Origin of the sequence: Belnapia arida, from assembly GCF_016773205.1 — a bacterium.
GTDB lineage: Bacteria > Pseudomonadota > Alphaproteobacteria > Acetobacterales > Acetobacteraceae > Belnapia > Belnapia arida.
In genome coordinates, this window is record NZ_JAETWB010000036.1 from 14,402 (window position 1) to 35,342 (window position 20,941).

20 protein-coding genes are annotated in these 20,941 nt (G+C 58.9%); 16 read left to right on the plus strand and 4 right to left on the minus strand.

Annotated features, from left to right (window positions below):
* Positions 1-7: 7 nt before the first annotated feature.
* The 3 genes from JMJ56_RS27725 to JMJ56_RS27735 all read left to right on the plus strand — a co-directional run bounded on the left by JMJ56_RS27725 (position 8) and on the right by JMJ56_RS27735 (position 4,050).
* Entirely contained in the window at positions 8-946 is a 939-nt protein-coding gene (locus JMJ56_RS27725) for a polysaccharide deacetylase family protein (protein ID WP_202834993.1), read from the plus strand.
* A gap of 377 nt (positions 947-1,323) precedes the next feature.
* Positions 1,324-2,295 (plus strand): isopenicillin N synthase family dioxygenase, encoded by a 972-nt coding sequence (locus tag JMJ56_RS27730; RefSeq protein WP_202834994.1) that lies wholly within the window; start codon positions 1,324-1,326, stop codon positions 2,293-2,295.
* A gap of 168 nt (positions 2,296-2,463) precedes the next feature.
* Positions 2,464-4,050: an ABC transporter substrate-binding protein gene (locus JMJ56_RS27735; RefSeq protein ID WP_202834995.1), complete on the plus strand. Its 1,587-nt coding sequence runs from the start codon at positions 2,464-2,466 to the stop codon at positions 4,048-4,050.
* 16 nt (positions 4,051-4,066) lie between these two features.
* Here JMJ56_RS27735 and JMJ56_RS27740 read toward each other — a convergent pair whose 3' ends face one another.
* On the minus strand, positions 4,067-5,017 hold the full coding sequence (locus tag JMJ56_RS27740) for a LysR substrate-binding domain-containing protein (protein WP_202834996.1): 951 nt from the start codon (positions 5,015-5,017) through the stop codon (positions 4,067-4,069).
* Positions 5,018-5,943: 926 nt separating this feature from the next.
* Positions 5,944-7,065: a coiled-coil domain-containing protein gene (locus JMJ56_RS27745; RefSeq protein ID WP_202834997.1), complete on the minus strand. Its 1,122-nt coding sequence runs from the start codon at positions 7,063-7,065 to the stop codon at positions 5,944-5,946.
* Positions 7,066-7,866: 801 nt separating this feature from the next.
* Between JMJ56_RS27745 and JMJ56_RS27750 the strand changes: the two genes are divergently transcribed.
* The 4 genes from JMJ56_RS27750 (at position 7,867) to JMJ56_RS27760 (ending at position 8,883) form a co-directional block, all read left to right on the plus strand.
* On the plus strand, positions 7,867-8,121 hold the full coding sequence (locus JMJ56_RS27750; RefSeq protein ID WP_202834998.1) for a hypothetical protein: 255 nt from the start codon (positions 7,867-7,869) through the stop codon (positions 8,119-8,121).
* 288 nt (positions 8,122-8,409) lie between these two features.
* Positions 8,410-8,580: a hypothetical protein gene (locus JMJ56_RS34320; RefSeq protein ID WP_236038698.1), complete on the plus strand. Its 171-nt coding sequence runs from the start codon at positions 8,410-8,412 to the stop codon at positions 8,578-8,580.
* A 19-nt stretch (positions 8,581-8,599) separates the two neighbouring features.
* Positions 8,600-8,737: a transposase gene (locus tag JMJ56_RS35700; RefSeq protein ID WP_407927961.1), complete on the plus strand. Its 138-nt coding sequence runs from the start codon at positions 8,600-8,602 to the stop codon at positions 8,735-8,737.
* Positions 8,716-8,883 (plus strand): hypothetical protein, encoded by a 168-nt coding sequence (locus tag JMJ56_RS27760; RefSeq protein WP_202835000.1) that lies wholly within the window; start codon positions 8,716-8,718, stop codon positions 8,881-8,883. The genes JMJ56_RS35700 and JMJ56_RS27760 overlap by 22 nt, the downstream gene beginning before the upstream one ends.
* 509 nt (positions 8,884-9,392) lie before the next feature.
* Here JMJ56_RS27760 and JMJ56_RS27765 read toward each other — a convergent pair.
* On the minus strand, positions 9,393-10,832 hold the full coding sequence (locus tag JMJ56_RS27765) for a glycosyltransferase family 39 protein (RefSeq protein ID WP_202835001.1): 1,440 nt from the start codon (positions 10,830-10,832) through the stop codon (positions 9,393-9,395).
* A 303-nt stretch (positions 10,833-11,135) separates the two neighbouring features.
* Here JMJ56_RS27765 and JMJ56_RS27770 point away from each other — a divergent pair, with 303 nt between their 5' ends.
* The 5 genes from JMJ56_RS27770 to JMJ56_RS27790 all read left to right on the plus strand — a co-directional run bounded on the left by JMJ56_RS27770 (position 11,136) and on the right by JMJ56_RS27790 (position 14,655).
* The gene (locus tag JMJ56_RS27770; protein WP_328702488.1) at positions 11,136-12,176 is read left to right on the plus strand and encodes a glycosyltransferase family 2 protein; all 1,041 of its coding nucleotides are present in this window, start codon (positions 11,136-11,138) and stop codon (positions 12,174-12,176) included.
* 148 nt (positions 12,177-12,324) lie between these two features.
* A complete protein-coding gene (locus JMJ56_RS27775) occupies positions 12,325-13,302 on the plus strand; it encodes an acyltransferase (RefSeq protein WP_202835002.1) in 978 nt (325 codons plus the stop codon).
* Between the two features lie 60 nt (positions 13,303-13,362).
* A complete protein-coding gene (locus tag JMJ56_RS27780) occupies positions 13,363-13,506 on the plus strand; it encodes a hypothetical protein (protein WP_202835003.1) in 144 nt (47 codons plus the stop codon).
* Between the two features lie 161 nt (positions 13,507-13,667).
* Positions 13,668-14,087 carry a transposase gene (locus tag JMJ56_RS27785; protein ID WP_328702487.1) on the plus strand — a complete coding sequence of 140 codons (420 nt, stop codon included), beginning with the start codon at positions 13,668-13,670 and terminating at the stop codon, positions 14,085-14,087.
* Between the two features lie 298 nt (positions 14,088-14,385).
* A complete protein-coding gene (locus JMJ56_RS27790) occupies positions 14,386-14,655 on the plus strand; it encodes a hypothetical protein (protein ID WP_202835005.1) in 270 nt (89 codons plus the stop codon).
* A gap of 604 nt (positions 14,656-15,259) precedes the next feature.
* Here the strand turns inward: JMJ56_RS27790 and JMJ56_RS27795 are convergent.
* Positions 15,260-15,982: a GntR family transcriptional regulator gene (locus tag JMJ56_RS27795; protein WP_202835006.1), complete on the minus strand. Its 723-nt coding sequence runs from the start codon at positions 15,980-15,982 to the stop codon at positions 15,260-15,262.
* 118 nt (positions 15,983-16,100) lie between these two features.
* Here JMJ56_RS27795 and JMJ56_RS27800 point away from each other — a divergent pair, with 118 nt between their 5' ends.
* The 4 genes from JMJ56_RS27800 to JMJ56_RS27815 all read left to right on the plus strand — a co-directional run bounded on the left by JMJ56_RS27800 (position 16,101) and on the right by JMJ56_RS27815 (position 20,379).
* Positions 16,101-17,018: a TauD/TfdA dioxygenase family protein gene (locus JMJ56_RS27800; protein ID WP_202835007.1), complete on the plus strand. Its 918-nt coding sequence runs from the start codon at positions 16,101-16,103 to the stop codon at positions 17,016-17,018.
* A gap of 46 nt (positions 17,019-17,064) precedes the next feature.
* Positions 17,065-18,039: a Bug family tripartite tricarboxylate transporter substrate binding protein gene (locus tag JMJ56_RS27805; protein WP_202835008.1), complete on the plus strand. Its 975-nt coding sequence runs from the start codon at positions 17,065-17,067 to the stop codon at positions 18,037-18,039.
* Positions 18,040-18,240: 201 nt separating this feature from the next.
* Positions 18,241-19,113, plus strand: coding sequence for a tripartite tricarboxylate transporter substrate binding protein (locus JMJ56_RS27810; RefSeq protein WP_202835009.1), 873 nt, complete (start codon positions 18,241-18,243; stop codon positions 19,111-19,113).
* A 96-nt stretch (positions 19,114-19,209) separates the two neighbouring features.
* Positions 19,210-20,379 (plus strand): phytanoyl-CoA dioxygenase family protein, encoded by a 1,170-nt coding sequence (locus JMJ56_RS27815; protein WP_202835010.1) that lies wholly within the window; start codon positions 19,210-19,212, stop codon positions 20,377-20,379.
* Positions 20,380-20,941 lie beyond the last annotated feature (562 nt).

Here is a 20,941-nt window from a genome sequence, read left to right on the forward strand (position 1 = left end):
GGAAACCATGCCCTGGAAAGACCGCTATACGATCTCCAACGAGCGCAGCATCCAGGACGCCGGGATCCGCTGGCCCGAAGGCAAGCGATGCGCCGTCAGCATCACGGTGGATCTCAGCCTCGCCTCCGGCGGCGAGGGCATCCGCGCGGCGGAGCTGTCCACCCCGGTCGCGCGCTTTGCCATCGAGGAAGGGCTCGACAACCTGCTCGGCGTGTTGCGCCGGCACGGGCTGCGCGCCACCTTCGCAACGCCCGCGGTCATGGTGAAGGTCTATGGCCCCAAGCTGAAGGAGATCCTCGCCGAGGGCCACGAGATCGCCGCCGAGGCCCTCCGCCACGAGGATGTCTCCACCCTCTCGCGCGAGGAGGAGAAGGCGCGGCTCGACCGCACCACGGCCATCCTCGCCGAGGCGATCGGCAGGCCGCCGGCTGGGTGGTTCATGCTGTCGCGCCAGATGGACAGCTTCGCCGGTGGCACCACCAGTCCGAACACGATCGACCTGCTGATCGAGGCGGGCTACCGCTATTATGGCAACGGCCAAGCCGATGACGTGCCGCACTGGTGGGTGGCGGATTTCGCCAGCCGGCGTGCGCTGCTCACCATGCCCTACTACTACCATTTCGACGACCAGTATTTCTGCATGTTCCCGACCAAGGGCACCGGCCTCGAGAACCCCGACATGCTGCTGCGCAACTGGCGCACGGAGTTCAAGGCGCAGTACGAGCGCGGGCGTCACTTCCACATGACGCTCCATCCGCAGCATATGGGTTGGCTGCATCGGCTGAAGATGCTGGATGATTTCTGCGGCTGGATGACCGGCCATGCGGGGCTCTGGAACGCGACGGCCGAGGCATGCATCGCGCATTGGGAGGCAACCTATCCCGCCGAGGCGCATCTCGACCTGGAGCCGAGCATCTGGAAGGACTACCCGGGCAGCCTTAGCTAGAAGTGAACGCTAGCCCCGCTTCCCTCGAAGAAACCCGCCATGCAGGGGAGCCCCGACGCTCGTGACGTAAGAGGTGGCGTCCGGGCAGAGGAAGCCGATCACTGCCGCGACTTCATGTGCCTCCTCGGCGCGGCCGGTTGAGAAGTCACACTGCATGCCTGACTTTTAAGCGGCTGAGAGGACTGCCCCACCACCACAGTGCCAGAGACGCTCAGCTGCTTCGCCGGGCCCAAGTACGAAGAAAGCCAGCGATCCCCTCATGTGAATTTATCTCATCCATGGCTGAAATCTTCTGGTTTGACCGCTTGGACCCTCCACCCCAACCGTGAGCTCCGGCGTGAGGGCGATGGGCCCCCGCCTCATCGCAAGAGGCCCCCATGTCTACGAGCAACGCTCCTAGCACCGACATCCCCGTCATCGATCTCGGCCCCTACCTTGCCGGCGAAGAAGGCGCGCTGGAGCGAATCGCGCTCCAGCTCCGCAAGAACTGCGAGACAGTCGGCTTTCTCTACATCAGCAATCACGGTGTTTCGCAGGAGCTGATCGATCGTACTTTTGCCGCCGCCGCCGCCTTCCACGCGCAGCCACTTGAAAAGAAGATGGAGCTGAAGGTGGACAACGCGATGCAGGGGTACTTGCCCATGCGCGGCAGCACCACGCGCACCTCTACCATCAATACCAACAATAAGCCCAACGAGAACGAGGCTTTCTTCGTCAAAGGGGAGGGCCAGCCTGGCGTGACCAACCGCTGGCCGAACACGCCTGGTTTCAAGGATACGACGCAGGCCTATTACGCGGCGCTCGAGGCCTTGGCGCAGCGCATGCTCCCGCTCTACGCCCGCGCACTGGACCTGTCGGCTGACTACTTCGACACGAAGTGTGACCACCCTTTCAGCTCGCTGCGCCTCAGCCACTACCCGCCAGTGAAGGAGTACGCGGAGAACCAGTTCGGCATCGCGCCGCACACGGACTCCACCTTCATCACCCTGCTTGCCCAAAACAAGGTGCCGGGGCTGCAGATCCGCCGGCGAGACGGCGTGTGGATCGACGCGCCGGTGATCGAGGGTACCTTCATCGTCAACACAGGCGACACGCTGCACCGCTGGACAAACGGGCGGTTTCTCTCCACGCCGCATCGTGCCTTTAACATCTCCGACCAACCGCGCTACGCGATCCCCTACTTCTTCCATCCCAATGCCGAGACGTTGATCGAATGCCTGCCCACCTGCCGGGTGGAGGGCGAGGAGCCGCGCTTCCCTCCTATGACAATGGGGGACTACATGGCATGGTTCCGCGGTAAGAACTATGATCATCTCCGCAAGGCGGGGCCAGCCGCTGCTGCCGAATAGGGGGATCGCCTTTAGGCATAAGCTGCAGTGCACATACCAAGCCAGGGCATTCAAGATGATCGGATGAAGCCCTGGACGCGGTTTGGGATGGGGTGAGTGCCGCAGCGCGTCCAGAGGTAGCTGCACACGGCAGACAAACAAAGCATGTGTTCAATGGAGAGGCTTGCCATGAATCTGCGCCGGATGGCCCGTGTACTCGCTCTTGCACCGCTTGTCCTATCGGCCGCGTTCAGCGACGTTAGAGCCGAAGAGCGCACCCTGCGCGTCTCCTTGAACACCGAACTGCAAGTGCTGGACCCGATCGTCACCACGATCAATGCAACCCGCGTCTTCTCCTACCTCGTCTACGACACGCTCTTCGCCATTGATGAGCAGGGGAATTACAAACCCCAAATGGTCGACCGCTACGAGGTGAGCGATGACCGGCTGACCTACACCTTCCACTTGCGCGACGGGCTGGAATGGAGCGATGGCAAGTTTGTGACGGCCGAGGATGCCGTGGCCTCGATCCGCCGTTGGGCCCAGCGTGAGGCGCTGGGTGTGCAGATTATGCGTGTGGCGGAAGGGCTGCGGGTGGTGGACCCTCGGAGCTTCGAGCTGAAGCTGCGCGAACCCTATGCCTACGTGATCGAGGCGTTGGGCAAGCCTGGCAACGTCATTCCCGTGATGATGCCTGCGCGACTGGCCAACTTGCCTGCGAATACCGCTGTGCCAGAGGTGGTCGGCTCCGGCCCATTCCTGTTTGACCACACGAACTGGCGGCCAGGCGAGCGCGCCACTTTCCGCCGCAACCCCCGCTATCGCCCGCGCGCCGAGCCGGCGTCCGGTCTTGCTGGCGGCAAGGATGTGCATTTCGACCGCGTGGACCTCATCAGTATGCCGGACCAGGCGACACGCGTCGCAGCCCTTCAAGCGGGTGAGGTCGACTATCTTGAGATCATTCCGGCGGACTTCATCAGGCTGATGCGGCGGAACCGCAACGTCACCATCGCCAAACCGCGCGGCGCGGGGCAGATCATGTCGATCATTAGCCTCAACCACGCGCAGCCGCCCTTTGACAATGTCAGAATCCGTCGCGTCGCACAGATGGCGGTGAACCAGGCCGACATAATGGCCAGCCTTGGCCTGCCTGAGGACCTTTACCTCCGCGAATGCTACGCGCTCTACATGTGCAACACGGCGGGTGAGACGAATGCGGGAACAGAAATCTTCCGCAACGCTGGCGCTGAGCGAGCACGTGCTTTGCTGCGCGAGGCCGGCTACAAAAACGAGCCTGTTGTCTTCTTGCACTCCGAGAGCTCGGCCCTGCTTAACCCGATGGGGCTCGTCATGGTCGACCAGATGCGTAAAGCCGGTTTCAATGTGCAGTTAGCGACCTCGGATTACGCGACGGTGGCGCAGCGTCGGCTGAACCGTGGGCCGACAAGCAACGGCGGCTGGAGCATGGTGAACATCATTTGGAATGGCATTGACCTAGTCAACCCTCTCGCCAATCCGGGCGTCGCCTATAACTGCGCCGAACACTACTCGGGTTGGTATTGCGATCCGCGCCAAACGGATCTCCTCCGTCGCGCCGCCACGGCGCGGAGTGAGGAGGAGCGCGCACGTCTAGCCAGGGAACTGCAGGCTGCCTTCCATGATAACGTCAACTATATCCTTGGCGGGCAGTTCTCGGCGCCCGCGGCCTACCGCTCCAACCTGCAGGGCGTGATCGAGTTTCCAATCCCGATTTTCTGGAACATGTCGCGCCGCTGAGGCGCAGCGCTGGGGTTCAGTGCTCGCGCTGTGCCTCGGTAACCAGCCACTCGCGCAGCAGCGCGCTCGCCCGGACCCGCTCCGGCGCGGGCGTGGCATAGACAAGCCAGTCCGGTTCATCCGTCAGCGCCAGATCGAATAGCTTGATCAGACGCCCGGCGCGGAGATCCTCCGCAATCAGGTTAGCAAAGAACAGCATCACGCCCATACCGGAGATGGTCGCGATATAAGCCAAATTCATGTCCTCGAACTTTATGCCCTGGCTTGGGTCAATCCCCGGCACTTTCGCAAGCCGCAGCCAGCGCCGCCAGTCCCCCTTGCGCTTGCGCGAGTGGATCAGGCTCAGTGGATCCAGCTGCGCAGGATGTGAGATCGGGGCTCGGCCGGCGAGGTAGCGGGGACTGCACACCGGTACCAGCCGCCCGTCGAATAACCGTGTCGGCTCGGTCTTCGCTAAGGGTGCCGGGCCATGAGTAACCGCCACGTCGAAGCGCCGGGGCTCCAATGATGGGGGTGGACCGATCTCGGAACTGAGTTCCAGAGTGATCGACGGGTGGCGCTCGATGAAGCGCGGTAGGCGCGGCACCAGCCAACGCATCGCGAGATTCGTTGAGGCATAGACGCGAAGGATCGCTGGATCGTTTGCAGAGAAGAGCATGCGCGTGTCGTCCTCGATCCGGCGGAACGCCTCGCCGATCGAGCGCAAATAAGCCTTGCCTTGAGGCGTCAGCACCACCTCGCGGTGCTGACGCTCGAACAGGCGCGCACCGAGGAATTGCTCCAGGTGGCGGATCTGGTGGCTAATGGCGCCGGGGGTTACACCGAGTTCCTCGGCTGCCGTGGTGAAGCTTAGGCGGCGCCCGGCTGCCTCAAAGGCGCGGAGGCTGCGGAGTGGGGGCAGGCGTGTAACGATCGGTGCGGTCCTGCTGCGGCGGGGAGCAGAGAGACTAGCGGAAGTCGCACCCATTTCAGAAGCATCGTGCCGCCCGCGGCTCTAGGGGTTATCAAAGCTTGGTGTCGTACCCGCCGCAAGAGCGGCTGAGTGCCCCGCGAACATCGCGCTCCTGACTATTGCATCCCCATTCTTGCCCCTGTCGCCTTCTGGTGGGCGCGGATGTTCGTGCAGTCGATGAAGGCTAGGCCAAATGCGATCCTGCGCTGCCGCACCACCGCGAGCAGGCGCTCCCGAACACCCTTCTTGGACCAACGAATGATCGACTGTGTTGCCAGTCACCATGGACAGAACTCGGCGGAAGTGCTGCGCCATTTGGCACTATTCTGATGCCGCCAGAAGATCGCTGAGATGGTGCGCCGCAGCTCCTTCGGTGGCGTCTCCCGTGCGGCCGGACCGTCTCGATCAGCGGCTCCCAGACCGCCCACGTCGCAGCGGACAAGGCCCTACTGCAGCGCCTCCTGTCGGACGTGCTGGTTATGGCGGATTGCGCCTACCACACCGATGCTGTTCGCAAGCAGATCCAGACCCAAGGCGTAGGGGCAAATGCTCCGTCCAAGCGCAATAGGCGTTGGAAGCACCGCTTCAGCCCAGTCCTACCGTGGCCGCAGCGCCATCGAGCCTCAGTTCGGCCGCCTCAAGAGTTTCCACTGCATCGCGCGCCGCTATGACTAAATTGCCACCAACTCCCTCGCCGCAGTCCACCGCGCCGCGGCCGTCAGCTACTGGTTATGAGTCCTGACCTAGGCTGATCTTCCATATCGCGCTTTATTCAACAACCGTACTGGATTCGATTTATGCTCCTGCATGACGAGCGCCTCGCCGACGGATGCTGGATAACTGCTAATAGGGAAGAAACCCAAGCCATGACGGTACCCTTACAAATCGGGCCGTCCCGCTGCGCTACCCATGATGGACCCGCCGGTTAGGAGACCTGTGCGCTAACGACCCCGGGTGATCACCAGGCCAACTGACGTCGAGACATAACCCATCAACTGTAGTTTTAGATGTGGATTGTGGTTGTAGGGCGGCACGTCGACATAGGAATCCAGACTGTGCGTGTCGGGAGCAACACTAAATTGTTCGACCTTATGTCCGCGATGCGTCATTTCATTTAGAAACTCTTCGATGTCGCGGTGGCGGTAGATTACACATGAGCCATCCTCAATCGTTTTGTCGTTGCTGCTCATGTTCAGTTCGGTTGTGTGGCATGCTACGCCACCAAGCTTCAGTGTTTTCTCAACACTGTTTGCAATGAAATCTAGTCCTTTCTGTAAACTGCCGAGATGCTCGAGACAGCACGAAGACCAACAGAAATCGTATTCGGAGAAATGCTCATCAATCGCATTCATATCGCATGGGGCGTAGGTGACGTGCTTCTCGAACTGCCCACGGCTGACGATGTCGGGTTGGTAGAGATCGTTTAGGTTATTCGCAAACTGGCTAGTGCTTTGCCAGCCAGCGGACACGCCGATCTCCGGCGGAGCATCAGTAGCTAAAACATTGACGCCAAGGCTTGCAAACAAAGAAGGCAGCGCCTCTGTACCGACACCGAAGCCAATGCCGCGCATTCCGGGTTTCAGCACGCCATGCTTACGAAGCTGATGGACAAGATACACCCACTCCCAAACCTTACGATGAAACTGAGGAGGCCTTTTCAGTTCCGAGCATATTGTTTTGAAATCTACATGAGTAAAATCTCTAACGGAACAAGTGCTGTGAGCCATGAAAGGCCCTGTCATTACAGGATGAATATCTAAATTCGGGACATGTAACCGCTGAAGTATTTCCGCGCTGATGTCCATTTTCGACGGCGAAAGCAAATTCGATAAAACTTCATTTGTATGGTTTAATTCTAGTTTTAGCGCATTATAATCGCGCTGCAGCTGAGACATTTTTTCTTGTGAAGCTTCAATCTCGTCGCGGGTGTTTTCTTCAGTTAAAATCTTTATGGCTTCTCTGGCGGCCGACAGCTCCTGCCTTAAATCCAGTAGCTCTGATCTACTTGAATAATCACTGATTTTTAGTCGGCTCTTCATTGAGGCGGTAAGTCTATCAGCCACGAAAGAATTCCAGATATATCGCAGCAAGATAAGTCCTCACAACTTCTGTAGTTAGAACACCACAGGATGGGCTCACCAGCAATGTAGCTTACAGCATAAACGCGGTTCCGAATGCTCTCATGCGTGATGCTGATGCTCCGCTCGGCCATGATGAGCTCGGTATCGCATAAGCTTAGGCTGAGTAGTTGATAGAGCCAAAGCAGTGGACTGCCTCAGTCGTCTTCGTCCTCAGCTTGTGTCCCTGGCAAGCTACACGCATAAGGGGGGAATGGCCTAGCGATGCCGCGCTCCAGAAAGCTAGGGTTGAGGTCCTGCGGAGTGCCGCAGTTGATGGCCATGCCGCCGCCAGGGCCGATGGAGAGGCCGCCGCCACGTATGGCGACCTGTGGCTGCCGCGGAGCCCAGCCGGCCGGGCTCTGAAGGCGCTGCCGCCTTCCTGCCGCATCTTGGCGAGATCTTAGCGGCGGCTGGCACGACGCTACCCCCGAATGCCGTCCGCTACAGGCCATCCAGCCAGTGCACACGGTCAGCCGGCAGCCGCGCCGACACCCCCTGCCCGTGCAGCCACTGGCGGAGCCGCTCGAGCCGAACGCGGTCTTGCAACGTCAACGTCGGCCGGCCGGCCAGCAGGGCTATCTGCTTCCGGGCGGTGCGCGGCGCCAGGTTGGCGAAGGTGAAGGCCCGGGGCCGCCTGCCGCTTCGCCTTACCGGACACCAACGCCGCGAGGTCGTGCCAGTCCATGCCGCCGCGCTGCAGGGTCAGGCCAATCGCTGACATCCAATGCGCCAGTGGCACGGAGAATGCCGGGGGCGCGGAGCCAACGCGACCGCCATATCCGGCTCATCACCAAGAAGGGCCGCATAGCTTGGCAGAAGACGACCGGCTACAGCCGGTGCAGGCTCGCGGGAACCGCAGTCGGCAGATACAAGGCGATCATCGACCTGAAGCTGCGTGCCCGCAGCTTGCCTGCTCAGCAGGCCGAAGTCGCCAAGGCCGTCGAGGTGCTCAACCGCATGATCCGGGCTGCGAAGCCGGTTTCCGCTCGCGCCACCTGATATCCTGGACCGGGTAGGCAAGTCCTGTCTGCTCACCCGCATCCGTGCACCAACGCCGAACGCTGGAACGAGGCGTCCTATCCTGCTCGGGCACCACCGCCGGCGGCCCAGCCTCGAGCGCTGCCGCATTCTCCGCCTCGTCCATGATCCCCCTGCCCGCCCCGGTCAGATCCGAAATCTGGCGGTTATCCGGAATTGCGGCAAGCTCTACATCACTTGCGGTAAGGGAGGCTTACCACAAGTGATGCAGGGCTTGCCGCAATCGCGGATAACCGCCAGAATCCAGGCGTGACCGGGGGCGGGCAGGGGCCTTGCCTAAGCCGGGGCGGCGGCCCCGGCCTCGCCCAAGCCTATGTGCGGGAGGCGCTCGCGCCGGAGACGCTGCGGGCCGAGCCCGCGGCCGTCGCCGCCTACCTCGCCTCCCTCCGACGACCCGGAGCGGTTCAAGCACGCACGTGATGTCGAACCCTATCTCGGGTTGACGCCGACCCGCTACCAATCCCGCGAAACCGACCGGCATGGCCGCATCTCGAAGTGCGGCGATGCCTTCACCCGCACCTACCTATACGAGGCCGCCAACGTGCTGCTGACCAGGTGCAGCGGTTCTCGCCGCTGAAGGCCTGGGGCACCCGCCTGGTGCAGCGCATCGGCGCCAAGAAGGCGCGGGTCGCGGTTGCGCGCAAGATCGCCGTCATTCTCCGCTGCATCTGGACCGACGGCACCGAGTTCTGGTGGACACGCGAGGAGGCCAAGATGGTCTGACCCGCATTCCACCACCCAGGCTCCGCTCCGGCGGAGAGGCTGTCTCTGCCGGGACGGTGGGTGGCGGCGACCGCGCAGAGACCGTTGGCCGGTCTGGCATGCCACGCCTGATCAGGCCGCCTCAAACATCGCGGCGCCCCACCCCTGACCCCCATCATGGGGCGGATCACACCAACCCCGGAGAGAACCATGACCTCGGCAGCGGCCAGCCTTCACACCGGCGCTTGACCCAAAAGCCCCGTTTAGAGAACGGGCTCTGAAGACTAACTAAGATGTATCCAAAGTCCAGCAGTGCGGGCGCCCGCAATTGAGACTACTGATGAACTATTATAGCTTCGAGTTAAAATATAATGTAAGTTTTGAGCAAACTCTCTCATAGTCAAACAAATATCTTCCTGTCTTGCTGTTTTTTCATTACGGCCAAGGAGGCTGAAATTGTTCAGCCACCTCGACGTTCAAAGCAATCGCTTGGCCTGAGACGTATTTAATTACCCTTCAAATCGTTTTAATTAGTTAGTACTGGCCACGCTCTTACACGCTGCTGCTACGGAGATGCAGTTTGCCCCTTGGGTATTTTGCGTTCTTTCAAATACTTCGACATAATGTCCGCGAAAATCTCGCCAAATTACACCGGTACTACGCCAGAAAGGGTACTCGCGAAGCGCGTTGGATGCGTCTTGTATTTGCTTAATTCCATCGCGGTCACCAATTCCTATTAAAAGCGCTTTATCGAAGCCAGCTGCTCGATGTGGAGTCGTTGACGCATTTAGATGACCCATCATCAAAATAGGTTGTTGCCTTGGGACTTCCTGCAAAATGCTTCCCATGATTCCAACACCATCATTTCCAGCTGGGACTAGTAGCACAGTGTCCGAACCGAAGTACGGTGATGCAGCATCAAGAGCCGCACGAAAAGGTTGTTGAGTTTTTGGGTGAACCATCATTCCCAAGGCGCCCGCTGCCTCGACGACTAAAACTAGAGTAAACCAAGCGGACGTAACTTGAGGTAGATTTCGGTACAGAACTGATGCGGTTGAAACAAAGAGCCCTGCAGCGAAGGGAACAGAAAAGGCTACATATCTTAGTTCAGCCGGTGAGTTGCCAAAGATAACCCCAAGACCCATCAGGCCTAAGGAAGGAGCGAGTAACCCTGACAGCCATAGCCACCGCATCGGCCCAAGTTTGCGCCACGCAACTACAACCATAGCAGTAGACATGAGAAGCAGCGCCCCTAACGCAACCTCCACCGGCGCCCGCGCTCCGCTACTAACGTAAAGTGGTAGCCCGCCAAATAGGCTGGCGGCATTTAATTGAATCAGTTTTATTACTATGGAAAATAACTCGAAAGGCTCAAACTGCCCGACACGCGCACTTTTTTGAGCAATGAAGAAATAGAGATTAGCTGCAGTTGCAAGAGCAAAGGGTAGTCCAGCGCAAGCCGCGCTAATTATCTTCCGAGGGGTATTAAAAATTAGCCAAATTAGCACTGCTGCCACCGGAAAAACAGCGAGGTAGTTCGTAAGGGTGGCAAACCCGCCACAAAGTCCGGCAACAGCTACCCATGCGCTCAGAAATTTCCACGATCTCGTCCTGACTCGATAAGCTTCGACTGCGGCAAGGACTGTGAACGCCACGAACAGATGCGCGAGTGCAAACCCGCGAGCTATATGACCAGAATAGCCAAAGCCGTACGCGAGCGTAACCGCAAGGCCCAGTGCTATCGGAGAGAATCCCATTCTCCATATAGTGAAAATCCAGGTTATTACAGCTAATGCCGAACATATTACGCTGAAACTGCGAAGTATTACTATATTATCGCCCAATAATTCTCGCCAAATTGAAAGAAACATAAAATACAAAGGTGGATGTACATCTGTATTGCGAAGGTTATTTACTACTGTTCCTAGACTGGAGTGCGAAACAAACGTATTTTTAACTTCCTCAGCCACAAAAGGGCTTTCCGGCCAAGATGGTCTAGCAACGTGCCCTGTTACGAAAACGGAGTAATTCTCGTCATACTCCACACTTCGGTTAATTGCCGAACCCATAAGTATGAAAACACTCAGTGTCATCAAGAATACGCTAGATTTGTAAGGAAATGTACGGCGGGCCCTAAGGAGCTTCATCATGAGTTTGTGTCTTTTCGCAGCAAGATTGTTGTGAAACCATTAATATACCGCAACGCTAAGGATCCCTCATCAATGTTTTTGGAGCACCCCCAACTGCGGGCAGTAACCAGTCCTCGAGCTTCGTTGCCAATTGCCCAGAGTCCTATGGTGTCTGTTGTGGTTCCACTCTTCAATGAAGAAGATGTTTTAAAGGCATTTCAAAGCCGTCTTACCGCGGTCATGGAAAAGCTTCAGCACCCCTGGGAGGTAATTTACGTCAACGACGGCTCAAAGGATCGCAGTCTTGAAATTCTGAAAGAACTTTCCAACAGAGAGTCTCAAGTGTCGATTGTTGATCTGAGCCGCAACTTTGGAAAAGAGGTGGCGCTTACTGCAGGTCTTGATCATGCAAAAGGAGACGCAGTAATTGTTATTGATGTTGATTTGCAAGATCCGCCGGAAGTAATTCCAGATCTGATTGCGGGCTGGTATGAAGGGTTTGACGTCGTTTACGCGCAGCGCCGTAAGCGTGAGGGCGAGACAAAAATGAAGCGTCTCACCGCCGCTGTGTTTTACCGCGTCATGCAACATATCGGCGGCTCAGTACGTTTACCTCCAAACACAGGTGATTTTCGGCTTATGAGCCGCCGCTCGCTTGACGCGTTGCTTCAGATGCGCGAGCGACATCGTTTTATGAAGGGCTTGTTTGCCTGGGTCGGATTTCCCTCAAAAGCTGTTTTGTACGATCGTGCCCCACGCGCTGCTGGAACGACAAAGTGGAACTACCGACGTTTATGGAATCTCTCAATTGAAGGCATTACAAGTTTTACTGTTATCCCATTGAAAATCGCAACATATCTCGGAGCGGCAGTTGCGGTCTTCGCATTAATTTTTGCAGCACACATCGTAATAAAAACCTTAATGTTTTCTAATCCAGTTGCTGGATACGCAAGTCTTATGGCTGTAATGCTATTGCTGGGCGGTGTGCAACTTCTAACCCTCGGCATTATTGGTGAATATCTAGGACGCGTTTTCAATGAAGCTAAAGGACGGCCACTGTATATTCTTCAGCAGTATATTCCAGCCGCCATACATTTCAAAGCACCGCAAGGCGAACTCAACAGTGTCAAGGTTGAATCAACACTAAGCATGGAAAGCTTTTCTATGATAACAAACGGTCATTAAAAATTTTCTCCGAGGATCAAATCCAGATCCTCAGGAGGATTGCTGGATACAGCAAAACACCAACGCCGGCGTGGGCGGAAGGCTGTTAACTCATCGCAGTTTAATCCACCAATTAAAACGACCCAAACGACAAGATTGGTATTGATTGATGATGTGCCAACCAAAAAAGGAGTATGTACAGCGCTGGGCGTCAATAGATGCTGCACGATATGCTCTGAGCTTCCTTGTTGTGTTGCTTCACTCCTTGCCTGCCCAAGCAAGTAGTTCTTTTTCTACAACAATTATCGCTACCATTTGCCGTACAGCTGTGCCTTTTTTCTTCATTGCGGCCGGGTATTTTCTCAACCTGCGTGATACATCTTGCCGAAATCTAGTAACAAAAATCTGCAAGAGATTGATGCCAATATATTTTTTCTGGATGGCTATTTACTACATTCTTTTCGAAAAAATTTTTGGTCAGCAATTTCCTGTTGGGTTTCGAGAATTATTATCTGGTGGGCCTGCTTACCATCTATGGTTTTTGCCGGCACTATGCTTTGCTTTAATATTTGTTGGGGTTGGGCGTTCCTTATTTGGAGTATGGATGACAGGATCAGCCTGCATCGTGCTTGCGACAACTTCCTTAATAAATGGCGCGTATCACGATGTTCTGGGATTGACCGGAAGCGGCGCCCGAGGTGGCATTTTGATAGCTCCGATGTACGTATTTATCGGCTCGGTCCTATCAAGCTGGGTTACAAATGAAAGTTGGCGAACGTCTTTAATAGCGGCGATTATTGCGTTCTCTTGTATGATATGTGAGGAATTTTTCATTCACGTGGCTTCGAAATCCAACTCTTGGATTAGTCATGATTTTGTGTTATCAACATTTCTGGTTGGGGTTGTAACTTTCAAACTTGTTCAAAAAATTCCAGAATGCAGTTTAATTCGGTTTTTGGCGCGATTAGGCCGTGTAAGTCTAAGTGTTTACTCGGTTCACCTAGCGGTTCTTCTAATAATAATAAAATTTGCCGACAGAGGTAGCACGCTAGAATGTTTACTAGCTGCAGGTTATGTTTTTGCAATCGCAACTGCTCTAAGTGTTTGTCTGGTCCGCGTGCCTGGACTTAAGCCGTTTGTTACATAAATGCGCTCTGTCGCTAGCCTGTGCAAGCAGGAGGAAGTTTGAAGCGTCAGTTTGAGGATCATGGACAATGAACTGCTCCGCTTTGCCCGGCTCGCGGTGGCGGTGGCGCTCTACGTAACCCTCAGCCCGAGCCGCTTCGCCACCCCGGCTTGCGCGTTGGCCACCCTGTTCACCTTGCTTCTGCTGTGGGAGAGGTGGTGCTGACCTACCGGGCCTCGAGGATCTTCTCCGTATTGCGAGCCAACTCCGCCGCCTGATCGGCCTTTGAGCTGTCCCGGATCACGCGAAGGTGTGGTGGTTCGCTCGCCATCACGTCAGCCCTGATCTGCTGGATGCGGCTCTGACTGAAACCATCCGCCGCGCTCGTGGGGATACTGAACGCGCGTCCGAGATCGCGCTCGACTCCACCAGTCTGTTCTTCGCACACACGTCGCGCTACTCTGAATGGCGCGAAGCGGCACCGGGGCCAACGCGGCCGGTTGAAATGGGCCTTCGCCATGCGGGTCGCGCCGCAGATCCTGCTGGCGCAGCGGGTCAGGCCGGGCCTGTGCGGTGACTTCACCGACCTGCCGCCTCTGGCCAGCACGGCAGCCACCCGCATGCCCTTCGAGAAGCTCCGGGCAGACGCAGGCTATGATAGCGAAGCCAACCACCGCCACTGCCGCGAAGGTCTCGGCGTCGACAGCCTGCTTCCGGTCAAGAAACGGCTCGGCCCGCATGGTCGCAACCACGCCGCTGCGGCAGGAGATGGTCCGGCGGTTCGGCAAGCCCAGCGTGGAAGCTGATCGCGTCGCCTATCGTCAAAGGTAGAAGGTGGAGACCGTCATGTCCGTCGTGAAGCGACGCCATGGGGGCTCACCGCTAGGCTGGATCCGACGCAACGCGTCCAGGCGCCACTGCGCGGACTTACTTACAACCTCCAGCGCCTCATCCGCCTCGGTGCCCCCGCATGAACCTCGCAACCGAGCAAGGCACGATCAGAAAGCAAGCCGCAACGATGCTTTTTCGTGACGAACATGTGTGTCGTTTCGAGTGTGCTGCTCAGCCATTCTGATGGCTCACCCATGGATATAGTGGTTCAACATGTCACCCAAGCTCTCTGCAATGCAAGGCAATACAGAGCATGATGCTTACGCTGCCCTAACCACGGTTAAGTTCGACGAGACTAACCTCAAAGACCGCGGCGAGCCTGTGTGGATCGCTGAGCAAACGACGGCGCCGGCTCAGAGCTTCGACTCTACAGTTGTGGAAAGTAATGCCAAAAATAATGGCGTCATTTCATTTTTTAACTTCCACACTGTATTGGGATTTTTGCTAATTATTTTATCGACCTATTTAATCATTGCTAAATAGATTATTTTTTAATTAACGTTTCTAGGTAAGGAGATGCGTGGTAACTTATTGAATGATTGTACAAAATGCCAATTAGGCGGGCTTTGGTGCACAGAACGACTGAAGGCAGTGGGGCGGCGGCTTTCGCCATTTGTCAGGCGATGCGGTGCGATACTGGCATGCCGAGCCGTGTCCCCGTCAAGACCGTCTTGGTATTCAAAAATATCGGATAGGGTTGTTGAATAAGGCGGGATATGGAACCGCGCCACGCCGAGAGCGTGGTCCTCTCCCCATGTCACAGGCGCATAGGCATCCGCGTTTTGCGGCGACATCCTGTATGTGCCCGAAGCGTAGGCCTGCTGGATTGTGGCGAGGCCAGTGCCGCTTCTGATATCGGCACCTGTCGCATGTTCAAAGGTGGTGTACGGGATCGGCACAACGTTGTTCGATCCATCCATGCTGGATGGCCAAGCTACAGCTATTCCTATGAAGGAACTGCCGCTGCGCCATACAAGCCGATCCCTATCCGGCATCGATCGGCGTTTTTGTTATTATGCGCGTGGCAGAAGTTCACCATTGAGAGGCATTACCAGCCGCACGACACGCCGTTGCGAGCATGCGACTGTCAGGCTTGGCCTGCAACAGGCTCTTCCAGTTGCTGTTGGACCCGCGCCGCCGAGTGGTTGAGCAAAAGCCGGGCCGCGGCCTCGGCGCCCCCAGCGTCGCCTGCGACGACACGGTCCACTAGGCGTCGCCAGTCTGCTGCAGATTCGGCACGCCAACCTGCCCGCAGAAAACTCGCAGCCCGACAGCGTATCAGCTGCCAGGAACTGATGCCGGCCAGCCGCTCGTAGACATCTGGAAGGTATCGGTTACCGCTGCCGCCAACCAGCAGTGCCTGGGCACGCACCGAGCATGCCGCGAAGGCCTGCGGGTCCGTGGCTGGGTCGGCTGCCAACTGCTCCATACGCGCCGCCAGGTCTTGCAGTCCGGCAAGCGTCGCTGGTGCCGAGACGCGGGCGCAGCGCCCCGCCGCCACGCCGAGGAGGGTGGCGCGCAACTCGAAGAGGTCAGCGACATCTTCGCTTGAGAACTCGGCCACCCGGGCGCCGAAGCGTGGCACACGCACCACGTAGCCCCCCTTGGCGAGGGCGATCAGCGCCTCACGCACCGTTGCCCGGCTCACCGCATGCTGCTGGGCGAGGGTTTCCTCTTTCAGACGGTCGCCCGCCCGCAGGCGGCCGGCCATTACCTCCGCCAGAATCAGGTCCGCGAGGCGCTCGGGCAGGGACTTTGCCGACTTCCCCAGGGGCAAAACGTCATTGGGGCCTGTTTCTGTATCGTTCATGGGCGCGCACTTCTACTCCGCCCCGTGACGCGGTGCCGAGGTGGAAAGGCTGATAAGATGCATAAATCTTGTCAGACAATCGACAGCCGACTAATGTCCTGTTCAGGAGGAACCGCCCATGAGCAAACTCGCCATCCATCCCCTGGGCTTTGCCGCCGGCGCCGAGGTCACCGGCCTCGACCTCCGCCAGCCACTCGCCGCGGTGGACCACGGCGCGATCCGTGATGCTTGGCTGCGCCACCTGGTTCTGGTCTTTCCCGACCAAGACCTGACACCAGAGCAGCAGATCACCTTCGCGCGGAATTTCGGCGATCTCGACGGCCACGCCTCGCAGGCGCCCTCGACCCTCCACCCCGACCACCAAGAGATCCTGGTCCTGACGAACAAGCAGGTTGGGGGAAAGCCGTCCGGCACCCACAACTCAGGCCGGAACTGGCACACGGACCTCAGCTACACGGAGCGCCCGGCCAAGGGCGCGCTGCTATCTTGCAAGGAAAAGCCGCCGGTCGGTGGCGACACGATGTGGGCGAACCTTTACCTTGCCTACGAGACACTCAGCCCAGCGATACGTGCCCTTCTGGAAAGGCTTGAGGCGATTCACGACGTCACGCTGATCAAGGGCATCGAACAACGCGACCCGGCTCTCGTAGCCGACATGAAGCGCCGGAACCCTGCGGTCGTGCACCCGGTGGTACGGGTCCATCCGGAGACTGGGAGGAAGTCGCTCCTCATCGGCCAGCGCATCCGCGGCTTCGTCGGCATGTCGGACGAGGAAAGCCAAAGCCTCCTGTCCCTGCTCAACACCCACGCGACCTCGCCCGAGTTCGTCTACCGCCACCGCTGGAGCGTGGGCGACCTCGTCATGTGGGACAACCGTTGCACCTGCCACGTTGCGCTTGCCGATTTCGACCAGACGAAGCCGCGGGTCATGTACCGCTGCTCGCTGGAGGGTGAGCAGAAGACCGGTCGGATCGTGGCACCCGCTGCGGCAGGCAACCGGACCTCCATGCTCCAGGCCGTCGCCGCCGTCTCCTGAAAGGCCCCAGAGGACCGCAAGCGAACGACCACAGGGAGGAAGCAACATGCGGCGCATCGGTAGGGTGCTCCTGCTCGTCATGGCCTTGGCGGCCATCACAGGACAGGCCTCCGCCCAGACCGCAGCCTGGCCGACCCAACCGGTAAGGATCGTGGTGGCCTTCCCGCCGGGTGGGGCAACCGACGTGATGGCTCGTCTGCTGGCCCAACGGCTGACGGCGGAGATCGGCCAGAATGTCATCGTTGAGAACCGGGCCGGGGCCAGCGGCATCGTCGGCTCCGAGGCTGTGGCAAAGGCCGCGCCTGACGGCTACACGCTCCTCTTCGCGCCGAGCTCGCACGCCACTTTAGGCGAACTCTACCCATCGCTGCCGTTCGACCCCGTGCGAGGCTTCACACCCGTCGCTACCTTCGCGCGGACGCCATACCTTTTTGTCGTCAGTCCAGGCGTTCCGGCGCAGTCGATGAAAGACCTGATTGAACTCGCTCGCCGCCATCCTGGCGAGGTTGCTTATGCCTCCACTGGCATGGGGACAGCGCAACACCTGGCCGGGGAGATGCTGCGCCGGGTCGCTAGCATCGACATCCTGCACGTTCCCTACAAGGGGAGCGGCGCGGTTCGTGCCGACCTGCTTGCCGGGCGCATCCAGTCGATGTTCGACAATGTCGCAGTGATGCTCCCTTATGTCCGGCGTGGTGAGGTGCGGGCCCTTGCGGTCACCGGATCGAAGCGCAGCCCGCTGGTGCCTAATCTTCCGACCCTTCGCGAACTTGGCCTTCAGGAGGCCGAGATCGAGGGGTGGTTCGTCCTCCTTGGCCCCGCCAGCATGCCGGATGATACTGTGCGCCGCCTGAACGCCGCGGTGAACGCAGTGCTCTCCGCGCCCTCCATAGTGGAGCAGCTGGCAGAGTTGGGAGCCGAGGCTCTCGTCGGAAAGCCAGGGGACGTGACAGCCCTGATTGCCGGCGACCGCGAGACGTGGGGCCGTGTGATCCGCGAGGCCAACATTCGAGCGGAGTAGCCCTAGTGGCATCCCACCATCGATGCTGGGTGCATCCAATCGCAACCCGAAGAAGCCGCCGCCGCCCATAGCGGGCAAGGAAGGGAAAAGCATGCCGTGACGCTACGCCGCAGACGCCTCATGGTCGCAGGGCTTGTCACCTTGGCGACACCCGCCCTGGCACAGCCGTCATCTCCCGCGTCCCGCTTCCCTGAGAAGCCGGTGCGGATCGTCGTCGCCTACAGTGCCGGCGGCGCTGCGGACAGCCAGGCCCGCCTGGCCGCCCAACACTTGAGCGAGATGTGGGCCATACCCACCGTAGTCGAGAATAAGCCCGGAGGAAATACGCTCATCGCCACCCAGGCGGTGCAGCGCTCTGCGCCGGACGGCCACACCATGCTGTCGGTCTCGCTACCCTTTGCCCTTAACCCAATGATGTTCGAGAAGCTGCCCTACGACCCCTTCCACGATTTCGTGCCTGTTGGTCTGATTTCCAGCATCCCCAACATCCTGGTTGTCCACCCATCCTTCCCCGCACGCTCGGTGGGTGAGTTCGTCGCATATGCCCGTGCCAATCCTGGCAAGGTCACGGTGGCCCATACCGGCATCGGCAGCATCACCCATCTGTCTGGCGAACTGCTCTACGACAAGACGGGCATCGAGGTGACAACCATTGCGTACCCGGGCAGTACCCCCGCCCACGCCGATATTCTGTCGGGGCGCGTCTCGGCGATGTTCGACAGCAGCATGTTGCAACATATCGAGGCAGGGCGGGTGCGGGCACTTGGTGTCACGTCGTCCAAGCGTCTTGACCTCCTGCCGGATTTGCCAACCATCGCTGAACAGGGCTTTCCCGACTACAGTGCCGCAGCCTTCTATGGGCTGGTGGCGCCGCGTGAGACGCCCCCTGCGGTCATCGAGAAGATCGCGGCCGATCTACGCTCGGTGCTCCAACTGCCGGAGGTGCGTTCCCGTATGCGGGATATGACATTCCTAGCCGGCGACACGACCCCGGCTTCCTTCGGCGTCTTCATGCAGGACGAGGCCGCCCGGTGGGGCGACCTAGTAAAGCGTCGAGAGATCCGCCCAGGCTAGTGCCCGAAGCCCTGCCTGGCTTGGTTGTCCCCGCTGCCCGGGCCTGCCGCTCCACTCACCGGGGATGTATGATCGCAGCAAGAGGAGGAAACAAGAATGTCTGCCACCACGGAAGCGCCGACTCTGTCACGGGCCGATCATGATGCCGGCATGCGCGAGTATCGCCTCGCTGGCGAGCGCCTCGCTGCCGAGATTGGCAATCGAGGCCCGATCCGACTGACCGATGACGGCCTCCTGCACCCTGATATCCTCGCCGCCTACTGGCGGCACGGATACTACATTTTTGAGGGAGTTATCGACGAGGCTGAGGTTGAGGCGCTGCGGCGCGAAGCGCAGGACATGCTGGAGCGTGCGCCGGTCACGCCGGATGCCAAGGTCGATGCGCAAGGTCGACCTGCCCTCGGCCTCGACTACGCGCGCTTCCCGTATCGCTATACCAAACCTCTCTCCGATCCGTGGGGCGGCACCGATGCATTGAACGGCCGCCATCCCGCGCAGATGGCGCAGCCGAAGGCCGATGCAGGGGCGCCCGAGCAGGTGGTCTTCCTCATGTATTCGATGTGCCAGTCCATGCCGTCGGGCTTGAGGCTGTATGGGCATCCGGGCCTGCTGGCTGTCGCGCAGTCGGTAAACGGCGCCGACTTCGCGCCATTCAACGACGCCATCTTCGTCAAGCAGCCGGGCCTGGGCGGTTCGGTCGCCTGGCACCAGGACGGCGTCACGCACTGGAACTCGCCCGACTGGGATGAGGGTATCCACGGCTTCAACTTCCAGGTCCAGATTTACCCCACAACGGTGGGCAACTGCCTGTGGGTCATTCCTGGGTCGCATAAGCTTGGAAAGGTCGACATCAAGCGGATGGTCGAGGAGAATGGCGGCAGCGAGCAGCTGCCAGGTGCCGTGCCGTTGGTCTGCAACGCGGGTGACGTCACCATAGTGAACCGCCAGATGGTGCACGGCTCCTTCGCCAACAGCTCGCCGGACCTCCGCATCTCGCTGACCTTCGGATTTCATCGCCGCAAGTCGGTTCTGGGGCAGAAGGCGGCACTGTCGATCACCGAAACCAACGCGACCTACGACGAGAAGCGCGTTTTCGAGCGCGCCGCCGTCATCCAGGTTGCGATCGACGCGCGTCATCAGGCATTCCCCCATGAGACGCGGTTCCGCTACCAGCCATTCGTCGGCCTAGAGGATCAGTTTCGTAACACACCGGAGACGTATGAGCGCGTGATCCGCGACTACAACACCAAGGATCTATCGATTTGAAGTGAGGCGACTCAATACCCGCTTGGCGCCGCTGGCTCGACCATAGTTCACTCGGTGCATATCGAATGGAATAGGTCACCGGCCTACGCTTATGCTGCGCACCTAGCGGCATAGTGCAAGTGTGCGGCGATGTAGAACCGTGGCTTGATAAGCTGCCTGACAGCGATAGCATTTTGCATCACCGTCAAGGCAGTTCCAAAGCGCGGCGCTGACGTCGCCGGTCGCTTATGCCGCCACCCCGACGGAGTGCGGCTTTGCCAGACTCCTATTCGATGGTGATATTGGCGGAGCGGACCAGCGCGGCGTGCCGGCTCGCTTCCTTGGCGAGGAAGCATTCGAGGGGCCCCGGCGTGCCGTCGGCTATCTCAGATAATGGCATTCATGTTGCCCCAATGCCTCGGCACCCCCTTACCTTACAATGCCCCGTCTCTCCCCAACTCTGTGGCCAAACTCGGCGCGGTGGCCTAGCAGGGCCGTATGTCGTTTAGCAGGCTGCTGAAATTCCCTCTCGCGATTGGCGCTGGATCGTGATTCGCTTGCCCCCGGTGGGGGAGGCTGATCG

Bases quoted from the DNA above. Each gene is read 5' to 3' on its own strand.
- JMJ56_RS27725 (WP_202834993.1), top strand. From the start codon at position 8: ATGCCCTGGAAAGACCGCTATACGATCTCCAACGAGCGCAGCATCCAG.
- JMJ56_RS27730 (WP_202834994.1), top strand. From the start codon at position 1,324: ATGTCTACGAGCAACGCTCCTAGCACCGACATCCCCGTCATCGATCTC.
- JMJ56_RS27735 (WP_202834995.1), top strand. From the start codon at position 2,464: ATGAATCTGCGCCGGATGGCCCGTGTACTCGCTCTTGCACCGCTTGTC.
- JMJ56_RS27740 (WP_202834996.1), bottom strand. From the start codon at position 5,017: ATGGGTGCGACTTCCGCTAGTCTCTCTGCTCCCCGCCGCAGCAGGACC.
- JMJ56_RS27750 (WP_202834998.1), top strand. From the start codon at position 7,867: ATGCCGGGGGCGCGGAGCCAACGCGACCGCCATATCCGGCTCATCACC.
- JMJ56_RS27775 (WP_202835002.1), top strand. From the start codon at position 12,325: ATGATGTGCCAACCAAAAAAGGAGTATGTACAGCGCTGGGCGTCAATA.
- JMJ56_RS27780 (WP_202835003.1), top strand. From the start codon at position 13,363: ATGGACAATGAACTGCTCCGCTTTGCCCGGCTCGCGGTGGCGGTGGCG.
- JMJ56_RS27790 (WP_202835005.1), top strand. From the start codon at position 14,386: ATGTCACCCAAGCTCTCTGCAATGCAAGGCAATACAGAGCATGATGCT.
- JMJ56_RS27795 (WP_202835006.1), bottom strand. From the start codon at position 15,982: ATGAACGATACAGAAACAGGCCCCAATGACGTTTTGCCCCTGGGGAAG.
- JMJ56_RS27800 (WP_202835007.1), top strand. From the start codon at position 16,101: ATGAGCAAACTCGCCATCCATCCCCTGGGCTTTGCCGCCGGCGCCGAG.
- JMJ56_RS27805 (WP_202835008.1), top strand. From the start codon at position 17,065: ATGCGGCGCATCGGTAGGGTGCTCCTGCTCGTCATGGCCTTGGCGGCC.
- JMJ56_RS27815 (WP_202835010.1), top strand. From the start codon at position 19,210: ATGTCTGCCACCACGGAAGCGCCGACTCTGTCACGGGCCGATCATGAT.